The following is a 16,513-nucleotide window of genomic DNA, read 5'->3' as shown; positions in this document are numbered from 1 at the left end:
GGCGGTTCGCGCAGATTTTACCGGTAAATATTGAAACGGAGTGAATTTCTCCGGTTCAATATTTAGTCGAAAGAACATCGGCGGGCTTTGCCGATTTCTGCAGACGGCCGCACCGGCAACTTGTCCAATTCACCGCAGTGTCGCCAAATCATCGGAGCCCACAGATTTTCGTGCCGCAAGGCAATTGGGATGGCTAGTTAGAAAATCAAATTCACACTTACGCTGCGGGAAAGCATTTGTATCAAAAGGGCCAAGATTTATTGATGTCTCGGCATTTTTTGGGGGGATCATCGATCAGCCTTTTGACTGTTGCGGGTCCCATTTTCGTATTCTGCTAAGCCTTTTTGATATTCTGGAGTGGTGGTGATCAAGGCACCTCCGATAATGACGCCTAATATGCCGACTGGGATCATTAATTTTGCCTTTTTCGTGTCTGCGCCTTGTTTTTTGAGATTGCGCCATTCAAAAACACCGTGGACAGCAAGGACAATGCCACCCAAAGCAATGAGGCTTGCGATTGTTTGCATGATAATTCCTCCAAGTTTACCTTTTGACGTCGTGCGCGACTGCCTGACGATCATGATTTCCATTGTATCAGATTCCGCTCTTGGTCGGGGCTTGGCGACAACATCGCGATAAAATAGGTGTTGTCCAGACCCTGTGTTAAAATTGTTGGTATAAGGAGGTGATCAAATGGCTGAAGATCTCAATGATTTTATCAAAGCCAAATCATTAGGCATTCCCACGATCAAACCTGATGAAAAGCGGGCGTTTTTAGGTAATTTTCGCGAACGGGTGGCGATGGCCGTCACCGTGCGACAACTCCATGATGAGCGGATCTTCAACTTATTGGATTCGGTGCTGGAACGCTATCCCGGCTACCGGGTCTACTTGAACGGCCGCATGCCGCAAAGTGTGATCACGCCTTATATGCAACAAGCGCTTGCGCATCACTACGCCTTTACCATCATGGCGCAATCAGGAATGCGGGTGGCCAAACCGATCACTGCCGATGACTTCGGGTGGGTGTTAGCCCATCCCACAGAAAAAATCACCCGACCCATTTTATTGTAGGAGCAGTTATGAACGAACTCACAACCACGTATCACGCACTGAAACAACTTTATGATCAACTGATCGCCGGCAAAAAATTTGTCAGCTTGCCAGCCAGCATTCAACAAATTATGGCCAACATCACACCAGCGGCGGCGACGCCAGTGATCGTGCCTAGCGACGATCTAGCCGCATTGCAAAAGATCCAAGCCATCAATGCCCGCAATAAAAAAATGCCGCAGCCGCAATTAAGCGATGACGAGTTACATTTTTTAGTGGATCATTTAGGGAGTTTACAGCCAGCAGTGCGCGATAAAGGGGTGTTTTTCACCTTAGGCGATTGGCTTCAAGGTGGTGGGGCGAAACCAGAACAGCTGCAATGGTTGTTCAAACGCCTTCAAGCCCCTGACGTGTTGTATGCCCATATCTTAGAGCCAGATAACGATGCGGTGTTCTTGCGGTCATTTGCAGTGATGATCTTAAGTGCGGTGGTATATGCTGATCGCAACACTTATCATGTGTTATCTGATCAAGACTACAATGATTTGGTATTACCTGTGGCCACTTATATTGCCTTAGAACAAGATGGCCGCGGCTATGTGGAAAACAAAGGCTGGGCGCACAGTTATACCCATATTGGGAATTTACTGGATGAACTCAGCGATGTCAGCTCGCTGACTCGTGCCCAAAAAGTCTTTTTAATGATGACTGCGCTTAATGGGTGGCAACGGATGGCCCACCCATTGATCGATGGCGAAGCGATGCGCTTTGCGTTATATTTGACGAATTTAGCCGCAATGCATCAGTTTTATGCGCAATCGTTGGTGATGGCGTTGACTGCTTGGCAAAAGCGTCTGCGTCATGTTCAACCTCAAGAATCGGTGGCTTTTTGGAACCGTTGGTATAACCGTTCGCGATTGCTAGAAGCCTGCATCATGCGTGCGGATATGCCGCAAGTGGTGGTTGATTATTTGCAGAAAATCATCGACGGCTATTAAGTTAAAATTTTAGGATTTTAAATAACGACTCACATTAGACTGTTGCCTTGCAAGTTAGACCCGTTCTAAACAGCGTTGTCATCATGTTTGAAAATGAAGTTTTTCTAACGATGATGACAAGGCTGTCATTGAAGCCTCATGTAAACCGTCATTAATTCACAAACAAAAGCGTGATATTTATTCATTTTTAGTGTGACGTGACAATAATACTGGTCAACCACAATATTTTTCAGTATAATTAACCCTACACAATGATATTTTCATCGCTTAGTAATTGTGAATAGGATAGAGTATGGGAGTGAACGTCATGCAAAAAACACAGCCGGCGCTACGCATCCTGGGGGAACGCGTCCGCCATTACCGGAAACTGAAAGGTTTATCACAAGCAGAGTTAGCCAAAGGCATTTGCACCCAAGCCACGATCTCGTTGATCGAAAAACGCAATAAAGTGCCGAGCATGAATATCCTGGTGCGCTTGGTGGAGCGCCTAGGCGTCACAATGGCAGATATTGTGGTGGAAAACCGCGATAAGACCCAACAAATATTATCCGCTGTGGAAAAATTGGTTCGTCATTCAGAATTTGACACGGCGAAAGAAACGTTAGCCAAGCTCAATGTGGATAAGTTGAAGAATTCAGATGATAAGAAACGCTTCTACTATTTCCGCGGGATGATCGAATTATTTGCTGAAAAGCAACCTGATGAAGCCATTTATTACTTCGGCCGCGTATTGAACCCACTGGTCACCCGTGAACGTGACTTACTGGCAATCATGGCAACGCTGGGGTTAGGCTTGGCTTACGCCGAAAAAGGCGCCCAAGAACGTGCTCGGGTCTATATCGATCAAGCTTTAGGGTTGTTGAAAGGGATGCCGTTAAAAGAAGCCAAATATCTCGATGTCGAATTGACGATTTATTGGCATACTGCGCGGATCTACTATGAACTAGGGGAATATCAACAAGTCCTTAAACATGTTGGCGCTGGTATCGAAGTAGCGGTCAGCCATGACTCGTTGTTCTTGTTAGACGAGTTATACGCCTTGCGCGCCCAAGCAATGGAGAAGCTTGGCGATCAAGAGGCAGATTCGACTTACGCTATCGCCAAAGCCTTGGCTCGGGTGAACCAATCACGGAATTTGGAAACTTTTTTGAATGCAGCGACGGCTTAGTCAAGAAAAATTCCTTGACAAACGCCTGAAATTCGATATGATAAATAAGTTAGTTTAAATCTAAAAGCGAGGTGAAGAACATGCGTGATAACATTTTACTTGCATGCGCTGAAACCGGCGAACGGATCTACCTGACTTCCAAAAACAAGCGTAACACGCCAGACCGTCTTTCTTTGAAGAAGTATTCTCCAAAGTTGCGCAAACGCGTTACCTTTACCGAAGTTAAGAAGTAATTCTTTCGTCGTCTACGGCCGTGACGACCAGTCGCTACTTAAGCTTATGCTTAAGTAGCGGCTTTTTCTTTTGGTTTGGAACGCAGGATTCAAGACGACGCTTAGGCAGTACCATAACGTCGAAATTGTTCAACAGACCTAAATGCTTTACACTGAATTCAGGAGGTGATCGCATGCATTTAGTCGGCAAACACATCGTGATTCGAGATTTTACCTTGGCAGATGCCCCAGCGTATTTCCGCTATGCCACTGATCCTCGGGTGGCAATACCAGCAGGGATGCAAACCTTACAGAATTTAAGTGATGCCCAAGCGGCAGTGACCCGCTTTATGACGCAACGTAGCGACTTTGCGATCACCTTAAATGATCAGCTGATCGGCAATATTGGCGCCTATCAACCGACGCCAGACCCTGATGATCCTGAGTCTTTCACTCGTGAGTTAGGCTATGCGCTAGATCCAGCATTTTGGGGACAAGGGTTGATGGCAGAAGCGCTAGAATTATTGTGTGATTTTTTGTGGTTAGCTGGCGTGACTGAGATCTGGGCAGCGGTGTATCCTGACAATACCCGTTCGATCAACTTGTTGACGGCCCATCGCTTTGTTTATCAGTATCAAGTGCCGATCCCAGCAGGGTTGCGACGCGACGGCCAAGTGGTTGAAGCTTATTATCGACGCCTCCCGAGTGCATGAAAAGTCACTTTTTTTATCGTTTGATGACGGTAAAATTATTTTTTCATTTCAATTTAAAAAGAACTGTCGTGGGATGCGATAGATAATGCTATAATGAAATCAACATTTCAGGTGGAGGTTTCAAGATGAGTTCCCAAACAGAGTATGATCAGGTGTATGCCAAACGCTTGGCCGCGATCGAACGCGACCACCAGCTTACCATTTTATCCAGTATGAATCAGCCGCAGCAAGAAGGCGAAGCCAAGGCGACGCAATACATCGTTTATACAGACTACAAGCCTGACAAGCCGGCCAAAAGTTTCACGATCTCGGTGTATACGCCGTTTGAAAATGTCGACAAATATGGGCATTCAAAAGCTGAATTCCAATCTCAACTGTTGTTTGATACCGATCGTTGGCAAGATAAAATGCACATCACGGTTTTAGAAACTTTAGGTAGCGAAAGTCGTTTAGCTTTTTACGATTTCCAAAACATGGGCTTAGCGCAACTGGCCTTAAAAGCCTTCATGAACTTAGCCCGCAAAGCTGAAGTGGGTAAAATCGATGGCAACATCAGTTCCTTTGATAAGGAAAATTATGCCAAGCTCAAACATATTTTTGAAAAGTACGATTTTGAGTTCCAAATGACGGATCCTGAACAAGGGATCGGGAAAATCAGCAAAACCTTTAAAGCATAGTAGTGAAGTCGAGGACTAGCGCCTCGACTTTTTTGTTGGCTGTAAATGCCCATGAAAAAAGTTGTGTGTTGATGAAATACCAAGTATGATAGCGGTAAATGCAACCGCTTTAAACCTTGCTGACTTGCAAAATGAATACAGATTACTTTTTGAAATGAAACAGGGAAAACCATATTGTGCAACGATTCATTTAAAAAATGTAGTTGCATTAATACACATTCGTGGTAATGTATATGACAGACAACTATTCAGGAGGCTTATCATGTCAGAAGAAAAGCGTTATGGCGCAGATTTAATCGTCGACAGCTTAGTCAACCACGGCGTTGATTATGTTTTCGGGATCCCAGGAGCAAAAATCGATCGCGTCTTTGAAAAACTCGAACATCCTACCAACCCTAAAGCACCGAAATTGATCGTCGCTCGCCACGAACAAAATGCCTCATTCATGGCTAGTGGGATCGGTCGGATCACTGGCAAACCAGGGGTCGTGATCACCACGTCTGGCCCTGGGGCATCCAACCTCGCCACTGGTTTGGTCACTGCTAACGCAGAAGGCGACCCAGTGCTTGCCATTTCTGGTCAAGTCAAGCGTGCGGATTTATTGCGTTCTGCGCATCAAAGTATGAAAAACGCAGATCTGTTTGCGCCGATCACCAAATATTCTGCTGAAGTTCAAGATCCTGATAACGTCTCAGAAATCATTGCTAATGCTTATCAAGCGGCCGAATCTGGGAAGCAAGGTGCTAGTTTTGTTTCAGTGCCACAAGATGTCACTGATGCCGAAGTCACTTCTGACGTGATCCGGTCGATGAACGCCCCAAAGCTAGGTCCTGCTAGCCCTGCAGATATGACTTACTTAGCGCGTCAAATCAAAGACGCGCAATTGCCAGTGTTGTTGCTGGGGATGCGGGCATCAAGTGCCGCAGTCACCAAAGCTATCCGCGAATTATTATCAGTCAGTGAATTACCAGTTGTGGAAACTTTCCAAGGCGCTGGGATCATTTCAGCAGATCTTGAAGATAATTTCTTTGGTCGCGTCGGCTTATTCCGCAATCAACCAGGGGATCAACTCCTGCAACGCTCTGACTTGGTGATCACCATTGGGTACGACCCAGTGGAATATGAACCGCGTAACTGGAACGCTGATGGCAAAGCGCGGATCGTGGTGATCGACCAAGCCCCTGCAGAAATCGATCATAACTTCCAACCAGAAACTGAATTGATCGGTGATATTGCCCAAACCTTAGAAATTCTGACGCCATTGGTTCGCGGCTATCAAGTCGCGCCAAGTGCCAAGCGTTACTTACACGCGCAACAAGCGAAGTTGCAAGAACGCGATGTCCCACCTGCCATTGAAGATCAAGTTTACGCCCATCCTTTGAGCATTGTGGCTGAATTGCAAAAACGCGTCACTGATCATATGACGGTGGCAGTTGATGTCGGGAGTTTTTATATTTGGATGGCGCGGCACTTCCGCAGCTATCAACCTCGCCGCTTGCTGTTTTCTAACGGGATGCAAACATTAGGGGTGGCCTTGCCGTGGGCGATCGCAGCGACTTTGGTCCGCCCGAATGAAAAGGCGATTTCGATTTCAGGCGACGGCGGCTTCTTATTCTCTGGTCAAGAATTAGAAACTGCAGTGCGGCTGCATGCTAACTTGGTGCATATTATTTGGAATGATGGCCATTATGATATGGTGAAATTCCAAGAAGAAATGAAATATGGCCATGCTGCCGGCGTTGACTTTGGACCAGTGGATTTTGTGAAGTACGCTGAAAGCTTTGGGGCCAAAGGTTTGCGGGTTGAAAAGCCAGATCAACTAGGGGCCGTGTTAGATGAAGCCTTCGCGACTGATGGTCCGGTAGTGGTGGATATTCCAGTGGATTATTCAGACAACTTGAAGTTATCGCAAGACATGCTGGAAGATCAATTCTGATCCCCAGAAAAAAGGAGCAATATGCAACTATTTCAACATGGCACTTTAGCAAATTTAGTGCCTGGCTTGTTTAACGGCACCTTATCGATTCACGAGTTATTACAACATGGGGATACTGGCATCGGCACTTTGACTGGCCTTGATGGTGAGTTGATCATTTTACAAGGCACTGTGTATCAAGTGAATGCCCAAGGCGTTGTTCGGATCGTTGAAGCTGATGAAATGGTGCCATTTGCCAATGTTCATTTCGCTGACTTCACCGCAGCTGGCGCAGTCGACCAGGTAACTGATGCACAATTACGTGACACTTTAGCCCACAAATTGGTTTCGCTGAATGTGTTTTCGAGTGTGACGTTAACTGGGACGTTTGCCAATGTCACCACGCGAGCAGTCGCTGCCCAAACGCGGCCTTACCCGAGTTTAAAAGCCACCGCAGCGGCACAAAGTGTGTTCACCCGCGATACAGTCACTGGAACGATCATCGGTTATTATTCGCCGAAATTGTTTGCCGGGGCTGCTGCTCCTGGGTTTCACTTGCACTTTTTAAGTGATGACCACCAATTTGGGGGCCACTTATTGCATGCGGATGTCTTGAAAGCAGACCTGCAACTGCAAGCATTTGAGAATTTGGATCTGCATTTGCCGATCAACGAACCAGAATTTTTGAAGTTGGACCTCGACAGTGATGAAATCGTCAGTGATATCGAACTTGCTGAGAAGTAAGTGAGAACGCCGTGAGAGCCGCTAGCTTATGCTGGCGGCTTTTTGCTATACTGTGAAATGAAAAAATTGAATCCAATCTTTAGAGGTCGCGTGAATGATCAGTCGACCGGTTTGGTGGGTGTTGCCACATTGAAACCGGTTTAAAGGCTTTCACGCCGAAAGGGACACTGCAACATCAGTGAAACTTGGGCCAAGTCGGAAATACCGCTTGGACTGTCGCGAATGCGTTGTGCTAATGAACTTGTTTTTTTGGCGCACGCTTAGGCGGCGCTTTTCTTTTGGTCAAAAAAGGAGTTTGTTTTGGCAAATCAATCTGAACATAATCAAGTGTCGCGGTCATTGAAAACCCGGCATTTATCGATGATCGCGTTAGGTGGGTCGATCGGTACCGGATTATTCGTCGCCAGTGGTGGCGCGATCGCTGGTGCTGGACCTGGTGGGGCGATCCTCGCTTACTTAGGCATTGGGGTGATGGTATTTTTCCTGATGACGAGCTTAGGGGAAATGGCGACTTATATTCCAGTGTCTGGGAGCTTTTCTGAATATGCCAGTCGCTTCGTTGATCCGGCAGTGGGCTTTGCGTTAGGGTGGAATTACTGGTTCAACTGGGCGATCACCGTGGCCGTCGATATCGCAACCACTGCCATCGTGATGCACTTTTGGTTGCCAACGATCCCTGGTTGGATCATCAGTTTAACGTTTTTGGCGTTGATTTTTATTATCAATATCATTTCCGTTAAAAGCTTCGGGGAAACTGAATATTGGTTATCGTTGATCAAAGTGGTCACCGTGATCATTTTCCTTGTGGTCGGGGTGATGACGATTTTTGGAATTTTAGGTGGCCAACGTATCGGTTTTGCCAATTACACCTATAAACAAGCGCCATTTGTCGGTGGGTGGCCAGCAACTTTGTCAGTGTTTGTCGTAGCTGGGTTCTCGTTTCAAGGCACTGAGTTGATCGGGATCACCGCTGGGGAATCAGAAACCCCTGAAACCAGTATTCCTAAAGCCATCAAGCAAGTCTTTTGGCGGATCTTATTGTTTTATATCTTAGCCATTGCTGTGATCGCGGCGATCATTCCTTATACTAGCCCGAATTTATTAGGCGCCTCTGCTTCTGATGTGGCGATTTCACCTTTTACTTTGGTGTTTAAGCGGATCGGCTTAGCTGGGGCCGCTAGTGTGATGAATGCCGTGATTTTAACGTCGGTATTGTCTTCAGCTAATTCTGGGATGTATGCCTCCACGCGAATGCTTTGGGCGATGGGGAATTCTGGCTTTGCCCCGAAGATCTTTGGGAAAACCAATAACCGTGGGGTGCCGTTGCCAGCCTTGCTGGCTACCACTGCAGTTGGGGCGTTGACCTTCTTATCCAGTATTATGGGACCTAATGTCTATCAGTTGTTAGTTGCTGCTAGTGGGTTGACTGGATTTCTGGCATGGCTTGGGATCGCGGTATCGCATTATCGCTTCCGGCGGGCGTTTGTTGCCCAAGGCCACAAGCTTTCTGAATTGGTGTATCATGCCAAATGGTTCCCGATCGGACCGATTTTAGCGATCATCATGAGTTTGATCGTGATTTTAGGTCAAGATATCAACAGTGTGACGCATTTTGCTTGGGATCGCTTGTTGATCTCTTACATGTCGATCCCATTGTTCATCATTTTGACGGTGTGGTACAAAGTCAAACATAAAACCCACTTGTTGAAACTTGATGAAATCGACTTAACGCCACATCGCGATCATCGCAAAGAAACCAAAGAACAATAATGTGCTGGCGGCTGGGACCGCACATCATATAAACGCCTTGGCGTCACGATTTATCTTTTAATCGTGGTGTCGAGGCGTTTTTTTCTGGGCGTTGCTTGATCAATAGGGATCGCGAACATTGGGTCAACTGCAGCTATTCACTGGCGGTTATTTTACGATCACCAAAAATTGACAACGCTTTCTCAAGCCGCTACAATTGAGAGGCAAGAAACGGAGGCGACAGTATGCGCATGACCCCAGAGGTAAAGGTCTTTTTATACATGGTATCAATGGCAGATGCTCAACAAACGCTTCAAGATCCACGATGGTTTGAGCGCTATCATCTCGACCCACAGAAAACCTTCACCAAGCTGGTTGACCATGGCTATTTGCAAGCTGTAGCCACAGGCAATGAACTAACGGCGAAAGCGCGCAAGGTGCTAGGCGATATTGATGATTGGTTATGGATCCATGAATATTATCTGCCTGGTGTGATCGATTTTCCTCGCGCCAAGCGGTTGGCTTATCGCACCGATCTGCAAGGCTATCCTTTAGTGCAAGCGTTGTTAGATCAGGCGAAAAGCCAAGCCGCAGACGATCAAGATTATTTAGCGTTGTTGTTGCGTCATCAGTTGAAGTTAGAATTTGGCACTCATCACGATCACGCTGCGGTGCACACGCTGATGCAATTAATGTATTCTGAACTTGATGTCCAAAATGACGTTGATTTAAAGTCGTTTAATTACCACAGTTCATGGTTGAAGGTGACCAGCTTTGAAAAGCAGTTACTCAAACAACTGCTTGGTCGCTTGAATCAAACCGTCGATGATTTTGAAATGGCATTCGCCCAATGGTTGCAAACAATGCCTAGTCATCATCGCTTTTTCACGAATTTTGAAGTGATGACTATCGTGATGTATGAGCTCGGTAATGATGACCGCCGCTTAGATGATATTTATCACACGGCAGCATTGCGGCGTTTGGCCCAACGTGAACAAAATCAAGAGTCACAACCGCATTCGGCGACAGTGTGACGCAAGAAAAAAGTCCAAAGCTTCAGTTTCCAATAGGGAAATTGAAGTCTTGGACTTTTTCAATCATCTGGCGCTAAGCTTGGTGACAAAGCCACTAAGCGACTGGCGCGCATGGCGGTGAGCTTTTGATGCAGATGGTGAAAATCAACTTCATCAGCATCAAGATCCCAAACCAAGCTGGCCTCAGGATATGCTTGGGTGAAGGCTTTGGTCATTGGTGCCAGTAACATGTCGGCTTCTGTGATCAAAAAATCGCAGTGTTGTAAGGCATCGCTACCGACTAGGCGATCCACAAAGGTCATGTTGTCTAAGAAATGCTTTAACCGTCGGTGTAAAATATCGTTTGGTTCCAATAATAAGGCGACTTTGACCCGCACATGCGCATCGTTGGCATTGATCGTCGGGGCCAGCACATAAGTGGCGAAGCGACAAAATGCGTGTGCGCATTGATGTAACACGGCATATTCAGGAGTATGCGGCAAGTTTTCAACAAAAGTGTAAACCCGCATGCTGAGTTGATTGAGGCGGTTGCTGGTTTTAGGTGGGGTATCAAAGTCACTGGCTTTACAGAAGTCTTGGCCTAAACTTAAAAAACAGGCCAATACCCGCAGTAAATTTAATTGTAAACCCAAGTCTGTGTGCAAAGCCACGTAGCCCGGATCATCAGGATTCAGGAGATCTTGTTGTAAGGCTTGCAACACTTTGGCAGCAGTAGGGGTTGCCGTGGTCAATCGTTGCCGCCGTTTGGTCCAGCTGTCTAAGTCGATTTGGCCATAACGCAACGCCGCAGCTTGGTGAAAAGCGATGAACTGATTTTCAAATACTAATTGCGAAGCCGTTAAACGTGGAAATTGAGCTGCTGTGAAATAGGCATTGGCGTTTGGCAACATCGCGGCGATTTGATGATCTAAGGCATGGCCTTGCGCCATCCGCAAGCGGCTGACTGCCAGTAAGTAAAGATCCATATGTTGCGCGAGCAAACTGGTATGGACCCGAGGAAATTGTTGGTATTGACGCGACAAGTCCGCTTCAGCAATGGCTGTAAATGGCCAGCTGGCCCCTTGAGTCGCTTGCCAATAACATTGCTGCAACAATAAACGCAAACAAGCTTCAGACCCAGTGATCTGCATGCTTGGATAAACCAATTTAAACCCATAGTGAGTCAAAAATGCCCGTAACTTCGCTGTTTTCCGCATTAAAGTTGAACGAGATAAGAAATAGTCATCACAAAAGCGATCTAAGTTAGGCTGGTGACCTTGCACCACAGTATTGAAAAATTGCCAAGCCGTCGCCGCACGAAATTGCTGCGCTGTGTATAAGTCTAATGAAATGGTTTCTGGAGCACTTTCGATCAAACGTTGTCGCATTTCATCAGGGGCTTGGTGATAAAGTTCTGCTAAATCAGCGTTGAGTTCTTGAAATAAATTGTAGGTCCGCTGATAGGTGATGCCGAGCTGTTCCGCTAAGTCGGCAATGGTGATCCCAGCATGGGCACGACGGCATAAGGCCGCGAGTAATGCGATTTTTTGCTGGGCGGTTTTTTCAAGGAATACCGCTTCTAACTGCATAAAGACACCCCTTTATTCCCGATTCCACAGTCATTATATCAAATTGTCCAAAAAATACTACCAATTTGTGTTTTTATCAACCGCAGGGGATGTCAATTGTCAACGTAATTTTTGTGTAATTGGTTTCCCTAATTTTGAACTGAATTTAAAACCTTGCATTTGTGTAAATCGGACTCGCACGTTACGTGCGATTGCTGTCCATAAATCGACGAAATGTTGTATAACTGATCACGATTGTATCCGGATTCGTGGTTGAGACTTAAGTGGGGTCGTGATCACAAAAGTCGACTAAATCACTACGGCTGGTTGCCTTGACGAAATTTGTACCGGAAAAATCTCAGCGGTCAAATCCCTGATCGCGCCGCTTTTTTCTAAAAAAAATAGCCTTTAGGTTTCATTTTTGTGACGGCGTCATTTTTCATAAAACTTAATTTGAAAAATGCTACTGATTGCGGTTATAATTATTTCAGAAATATTGTCAACTTAATCATTGGAGGAATTGTATATGCGAGGTCGGGAAGATATATTCCTGTCAATGTCTGAAACTGAAAAAATGAGTCTTTTTCGTCGGATCGTCAATGCGCGGGTGGCTCAAACACCAGTTGAAGACCGATTAACGCTGGAACGCGCTGAGAAGCCATTAGTCAAAGATGTTAACTTAAAACAAATCGCGTCATTAACTGGCCGTAACTATGGGAGTGTCTACAACACTTACAATGGCTTAGTTGAAACCTTGGAAACCATGACGCACCATAAAGACGCACCTACCATGAAGTTGTTTAATCAACCTTCAAGTGAAGTGCGTTTGTATTTTGTCCAACAAGGTCAACCTTACAAATTCTTAGAGGCGTTGTTGTATCATCGCTATGCCAACTTTGAAGACTTCCTTGATCACGAAGATACTTCCAAAGCGACGATGTTGCGGCATTTGAAGCCGGTGCGTGATTTTGCTCGGAAGTTCGGCGTCCGTTTTTCTTATGAGACGTTGAGCTTACAAGGCGATGAAAAACGCATCCGCGTCTTTTTGACCATTATCTTTTGGATGGCCACTGATGGCGCTGGCTGGCCATTTGAAGAAACTGATCGCGATCAAAAAGGTCGTGAAATCGATGCGATCATCAACATGTTTGATATGGGCAAGCCGAACTTAGTGACCCGCGAAATTGCGATGTATTATGCCGCAGTGGCAGAACAACGCGCCAAAGACGGTCATAGCTTATCGCTTCAAAATACCCATTTTGCGTTGAAGTACCCAGTGCCTAATGTCTTTGAAGAAATGAGCGAACAACTCGACCCAGCCCCAGCATTTGGTCCGATGTCTATCGGCGAACAAATGGGTGAATCTGCGGCCTTGTTCTTCTTATTCAACTTCTTGCCATTTTATGTGACCACTGGCGCTGACATTAAATCCACAGTGGTTAAACGGTTTGAACGTTACAACCCAGAGATCTACACCTTGGTCACGGAATTTTTGACGAAGTTGCCAGTGGACTTTATCGCCGATGGGGTGTTGCCAGAAGCAACCATGAATATGTTGTTGGCTAACTTGTTGGCAGTGACCGTGTCGATCCTTGAATTTGGGGAAGATCTGACGGAAACCATTGCCTATGAAGTCAACGAAAAACTGCATCAAATGCCAGAAAACCCAACCTTACGCAAAAAGGTTCGTCAAACCTTGGAGCATATCGTCTTTAGCCATGAGTTAGATGATTTCTCTGATTATGTTGATGTGTTGACTGGCAGTTTTTATCGCAATGTTTTGCAATTAGTTGTTCAATTCGTCCCACCAGTGAAAGTCAAAGTCGCGGTGGTGATCGAACAAACCTTATTAGGGTATATCGATTTGTTGGCCTTTTTGATGAGTCAACCATGGGTCGAACTGTCGTCTCCTGAACATGAAGATCTTGATCAAGTCGATTTGGTGATCATGTCGTCCACAGTGCCAGATGTTGACGAGAAAAAAGGCAATGCGTTGACCTTTAAGTGGGCCTCGACGTCTTCTAACGATTGGTATGGCGAGTTATATGCCACCTTGCGTCAGATCTGGGATGATAAGTTAAGTGTGGATGGCGATGGCGACTACTAAGTCTGAACATTTATGTGTGGCAGCAGTACCGATTTTTAAAGGGTTGCCACATGCCCAATTGGAACAAATCGAAGCGTTGGTGCAACATCGTCATTTTGCTGCTAACAGCACGCTTTACTTGGAAAACAGCCCTGCTGATGCGTTATATATTTTGCATGCCGGTTCGGTGAAGATCTTGCGTTCCAGTGCCGATGGTCGCCAGCAATTGTTGCGGGTGCTACACAGCGGGGATTTTGATGGCGATCAAGGCTTGTTGATGGATCAACAACATCAAGCTGAAGCTGTCGCTATGGCCCCAGTGACCGCCTGTGTCTTATATAAAAAAGACTTTCAAGCGCTGCTCGAAGACTACCCGGCGATCGCCAAAGAAGTGATCGCGTCATTAGCACATCGCATCGCTGCTTTAGAAACCCAAACCACTTTAGTGACCACTACTGATGTGGCGACGCGGTTGGCGCATTATTTAAACGAGCTGACTGAAGAGTTTGGCCCGACGTTTACCTTACCCATGAAGAAAAAAGAATTGGCAGAATTTTTAGGAACGACGCCAGAAACATTGAGTCGCAAATTGCGGGAGTTAGAATCTGCCAAAGTCTTAACGCAAGGTCCTGGTCGTAAAGTGACAATACTTGATCGCGATGCCTTAGTGGACTAGTTGTCAAACTAGGAAAAATGCGTTATTCTATAGGCAACAAACACAACAACAGCGCCTATTATGGGGTATCAGAGACGAAGCGGTCGGTGCGAGCTTCGAATCCCCTTATTCCAGCGCAAGAGTGGGCATTAATCATGCACGGTCGGGCCGTTATCCCAACAGAGTGTAGCCAATTGGCTGAACTTTGGGTGGTACCGCGGAAAAAAGAGCCTTTCGTCCCAAACGGATGGAGGCTCTTTTTGTGTTTTTATAGGAGGAATGGAATGTTAGACATTAAGTTATTGCGTCAAAAGCCAGATTGGGCCAAAGCCAAATTGGCAGCCCGTGGCGTCAAAGCGGAAAAAATCGACGAAGTGTTGGCATTAGATGAACAACGTCGGACCATCATTCAAGAAACAGAAGGTTTAAAGGCTAAGCGTAACACCGTATCTGATGAAATCGCCAAAGCCAAGCGAGCCAAAGAGGACGCCACTGAACAAATCAAAGCGATGCGTGAAGTTGGTCAACAAGTTGGCAAACTCGACGGCCAATTGAAGCAAGTTTCCGAACAAATCAAACAGATCCTCGAACGCTTGCCTAACTTCCCAGCAGATGATGTCCCAATGTCTTTGAATGAAGACGACTCTCGTGAAGAATACAAGTGGGGGACGATCCCGACTTTTGACTTCAAGCCGAAAGCCCATTTTGAAATTGGTGAAGACCTCGGGATCTTAGACTTTGAACGGGCCGCCAAAGTATCTGGTGCGCGTTTTGTCTACTATATCGGTGCCGGCGCGCGTTTGGAACGGGCGGTGTACAACTTCTTCTTAGATGAACACTATAAAGAAGGCTACACAGAAATGATCACCCCTTATTTGGTTAATGATGATTCCATGTATGGGACTGGCCAATTCCCTAAGTTTACTGAAGACGTTTATAGCATCACCAATGACGATCAAAACATGACGTTGATCCCAACAGCTGAAGTGCCATTGGTCAACTTCCATCGGGGTGAAATTATCGATGCTGCCAAACTCCCTGAATCTTTCACCGCTTTATCCCCAGCCTTCCGTTCTGAAGCTGGGTCTGCCGGGCGTGATACTCGCGGATTGATCCGGATGCACCAATTCAACAAAGTCGAAATGGTGAAATTCTGCAAACCAGAAGACTCTTGGCATGAACTTGACAATTTAGTCCACGACGCTGAAGACTTGCTGCAAAAGCTGGGCCTGGCCTATCATGTGATCACCTTAGCCAGTGGGGATGCCAGCTTTACCAGTGCCAAAACCAATGACCTTGAAGTGTGGTTGCCTGCCCAAGACCGTTATCGTGAAATCTCCAGTTGTTCTAACTGTACCGACTTCCAGGCGCGTCGTGCCGGCATCAAATATCGCGATGACAATGGCAAACCACAATTCGTTCACACGTTGAACGGGTCTGGCTTAGCCGTTGGTCGTGCTGTTGCTGCGATTTTGGAAAACTACCAAAATGCTGATGGCAGTGTCACCATTCCAGATGTGTTAGTCCCTTACATGGGCGGCCAAACTGTCATCACCAAAGCTTAATTGAACCGTTGAAAGATCAGCCTTTGTGCTGGTCTTTTTTGTTGGTGTTTTTGAATATTTCACGTTGAGAATATTTTCTTTGAAAAAAGCCTTGACGGTATCGCCAGTGCTTGGTATGATATCAAAGTTGTCTTTTTGATAACACCGGCGTTTCCAAAAGGTCAGCAAAAAAAGTTGTTGACACTTTCTGAAAATGTTGGTATGATATAAAAGTTGTCGCGAGGCGTTATGAAGCGCTTCACCAAAAAGTTTTTAAAACTTTTTCTTGACAACAAACTGATGGTTATGATAAACTTGTGTAGTTGATTGCAACTATCAACAAGGTAGTCCTTTGAAAACTGAACAAAGTTTCGTAAATGTGATAGGGCTTTTCTTAATTGAAAAGAATTAAACATGA

15 protein-coding genes and 1 riboswitch are annotated in these 16,513 nt (G+C 45.9%); of the genes, 13 read left to right on the top strand and 2 right to left on the bottom strand.

Annotation, left to right across the window (positions count from 1 at the left end; all coding sequences use genetic code 11):
* Positions 1-287 precede the first annotated feature (287 nt).
* Positions 288-527 (bottom strand): hypothetical protein, encoded by a 240-nt coding sequence (locus EKM92_RS03785; RefSeq protein ID WP_125708046.1) that lies wholly within the window; start codon positions 525-527, stop codon positions 288-290.
* A gap of 166 nt (positions 528-693) precedes the next feature.
* On the opposite strand from EKM92_RS03785, the gene EKM92_RS03780 reads away from it, so the two are divergent.
* The 10 genes from EKM92_RS03780 to EKM92_RS03735 all read left to right on the top strand — a co-directional run bounded on the left by EKM92_RS03780 (position 694) and on the right by EKM92_RS03735 (position 10,263).
* Positions 694-1,074, top strand: coding sequence for a DUF1694 domain-containing protein (locus tag EKM92_RS03780; protein ID WP_125708044.1), 381 nt, complete (start codon positions 694-696; stop codon positions 1,072-1,074).
* 8 nt (positions 1,075-1,082) lie between these two features.
* A complete protein-coding gene (locus EKM92_RS03775) occupies positions 1,083-2,051 on the top strand; it encodes a DUF2785 domain-containing protein (RefSeq protein WP_125708042.1) in 969 nt (322 codons plus the stop codon).
* A gap of 307 nt (positions 2,052-2,358) precedes the next feature.
* Complete coding sequence (locus EKM92_RS03770) at positions 2,359-3,219, top strand: helix-turn-helix transcriptional regulator (RefSeq protein ID WP_125708040.1); 861 nt, start codon at positions 2,359-2,361, stop codon at positions 3,217-3,219.
* 80 nt (positions 3,220-3,299) lie between these two features.
* Positions 3,300-3,452: a 50S ribosomal protein L33 gene (rpmG, locus tag EKM92_RS03765; RefSeq protein WP_054718962.1), complete on the top strand. Its 153-nt coding sequence runs from the start codon at positions 3,300-3,302 to the stop codon at positions 3,450-3,452.
* A 173-nt stretch (positions 3,453-3,625) separates the two neighbouring features.
* The gene (locus EKM92_RS03760; protein WP_125708038.1) at positions 3,626-4,144 is read left to right on the top strand and encodes a GNAT family N-acetyltransferase; all 519 of its coding nucleotides are present in this window, start codon (positions 3,626-3,628) and stop codon (positions 4,142-4,144) included.
* A gap of 125 nt (positions 4,145-4,269) precedes the next feature.
* Positions 4,270-4,821, top strand: coding sequence for a hypothetical protein (locus EKM92_RS03755; RefSeq protein WP_125708036.1), 552 nt, complete (start codon positions 4,270-4,272; stop codon positions 4,819-4,821).
* Positions 4,822-5,083: 262 nt separating this feature from the next.
* A complete protein-coding gene (gene alsS, locus EKM92_RS03750) occupies positions 5,084-6,757 on the top strand; it encodes an acetolactate synthase AlsS (RefSeq protein WP_125708034.1) in 1,674 nt (557 codons plus the stop codon).
* 21 nt (positions 6,758-6,778) lie between these two features.
* Complete coding sequence (gene budA / locus EKM92_RS03745) at positions 6,779-7,480, top strand: acetolactate decarboxylase (RefSeq protein ID WP_125708032.1); 702 nt, start codon at positions 6,779-6,781, stop codon at positions 7,478-7,480.
* A gap of 72 nt (positions 7,481-7,552) precedes the next feature.
* A riboswitch (Lysine riboswitch) is annotated at positions 7,553-7,723 on the top strand.
* 117 nt (positions 7,724-7,840) lie between these two features.
* Complete coding sequence (locus EKM92_RS03740; RefSeq protein WP_225420721.1) at positions 7,841-9,250, top strand: amino acid permease; 1,410 nt, start codon at positions 7,841-7,843, stop codon at positions 9,248-9,250.
* A gap of 224 nt (positions 9,251-9,474) precedes the next feature.
* Positions 9,475-10,263, top strand: coding sequence for a hypothetical protein (locus tag EKM92_RS03735; protein WP_125708028.1), 789 nt, complete (start codon positions 9,475-9,477; stop codon positions 10,261-10,263).
* Positions 10,264-10,322: 59 nt separating this feature from the next.
* On the opposite strand, the gene EKM92_RS03730 is transcribed toward EKM92_RS03735, so the two are convergent.
* Positions 10,323-11,831, bottom strand: coding sequence for a helix-turn-helix domain-containing protein (locus EKM92_RS03730; protein WP_125708027.1), 1,509 nt, complete (start codon positions 11,829-11,831; stop codon positions 10,323-10,325).
* A gap of 505 nt (positions 11,832-12,336) precedes the next feature.
* Between EKM92_RS03730 and EKM92_RS03725 the strand changes: the two genes are divergently transcribed.
* The 3 genes from EKM92_RS03725 to serS all read left to right on the top strand — a co-directional run bounded on the left by EKM92_RS03725 (position 12,337) and on the right by serS (position 16,116).
* Entirely contained in the window at positions 12,337-13,917 is a 1,581-nt protein-coding gene (locus EKM92_RS03725) for a helix-turn-helix domain-containing protein (protein ID WP_125708025.1), read from the top strand.
* Complete coding sequence (locus tag EKM92_RS03720) at positions 13,904-14,572, top strand: Crp/Fnr family transcriptional regulator (RefSeq protein ID WP_164509887.1); 669 nt, start codon at positions 13,904-13,906, stop codon at positions 14,570-14,572. The genes EKM92_RS03725 and EKM92_RS03720 overlap by 14 nt, the downstream gene beginning before the upstream one ends.
* 263 nt (positions 14,573-14,835) lie before the next feature.
* Positions 14,836-16,116 (top strand): serine--tRNA ligase, encoded by a 1,281-nt coding sequence (gene serS / locus EKM92_RS03715; protein WP_125708021.1) that lies wholly within the window; start codon positions 14,836-14,838, stop codon positions 16,114-16,116.
* Positions 16,117-16,513 lie beyond the last annotated feature (397 nt).

The organism is Lacticaseibacillus porcinae, assembly GCF_003946305.1.
In the GTDB taxonomy this organism is placed as follows: Bacteria; Bacillota; Bacilli; order Lactobacillales; family Lactobacillaceae; genus Lacticaseibacillus; species Lacticaseibacillus porcinae.
This window is presented reverse-complemented; position numbering and strand designations above follow the sequence as displayed.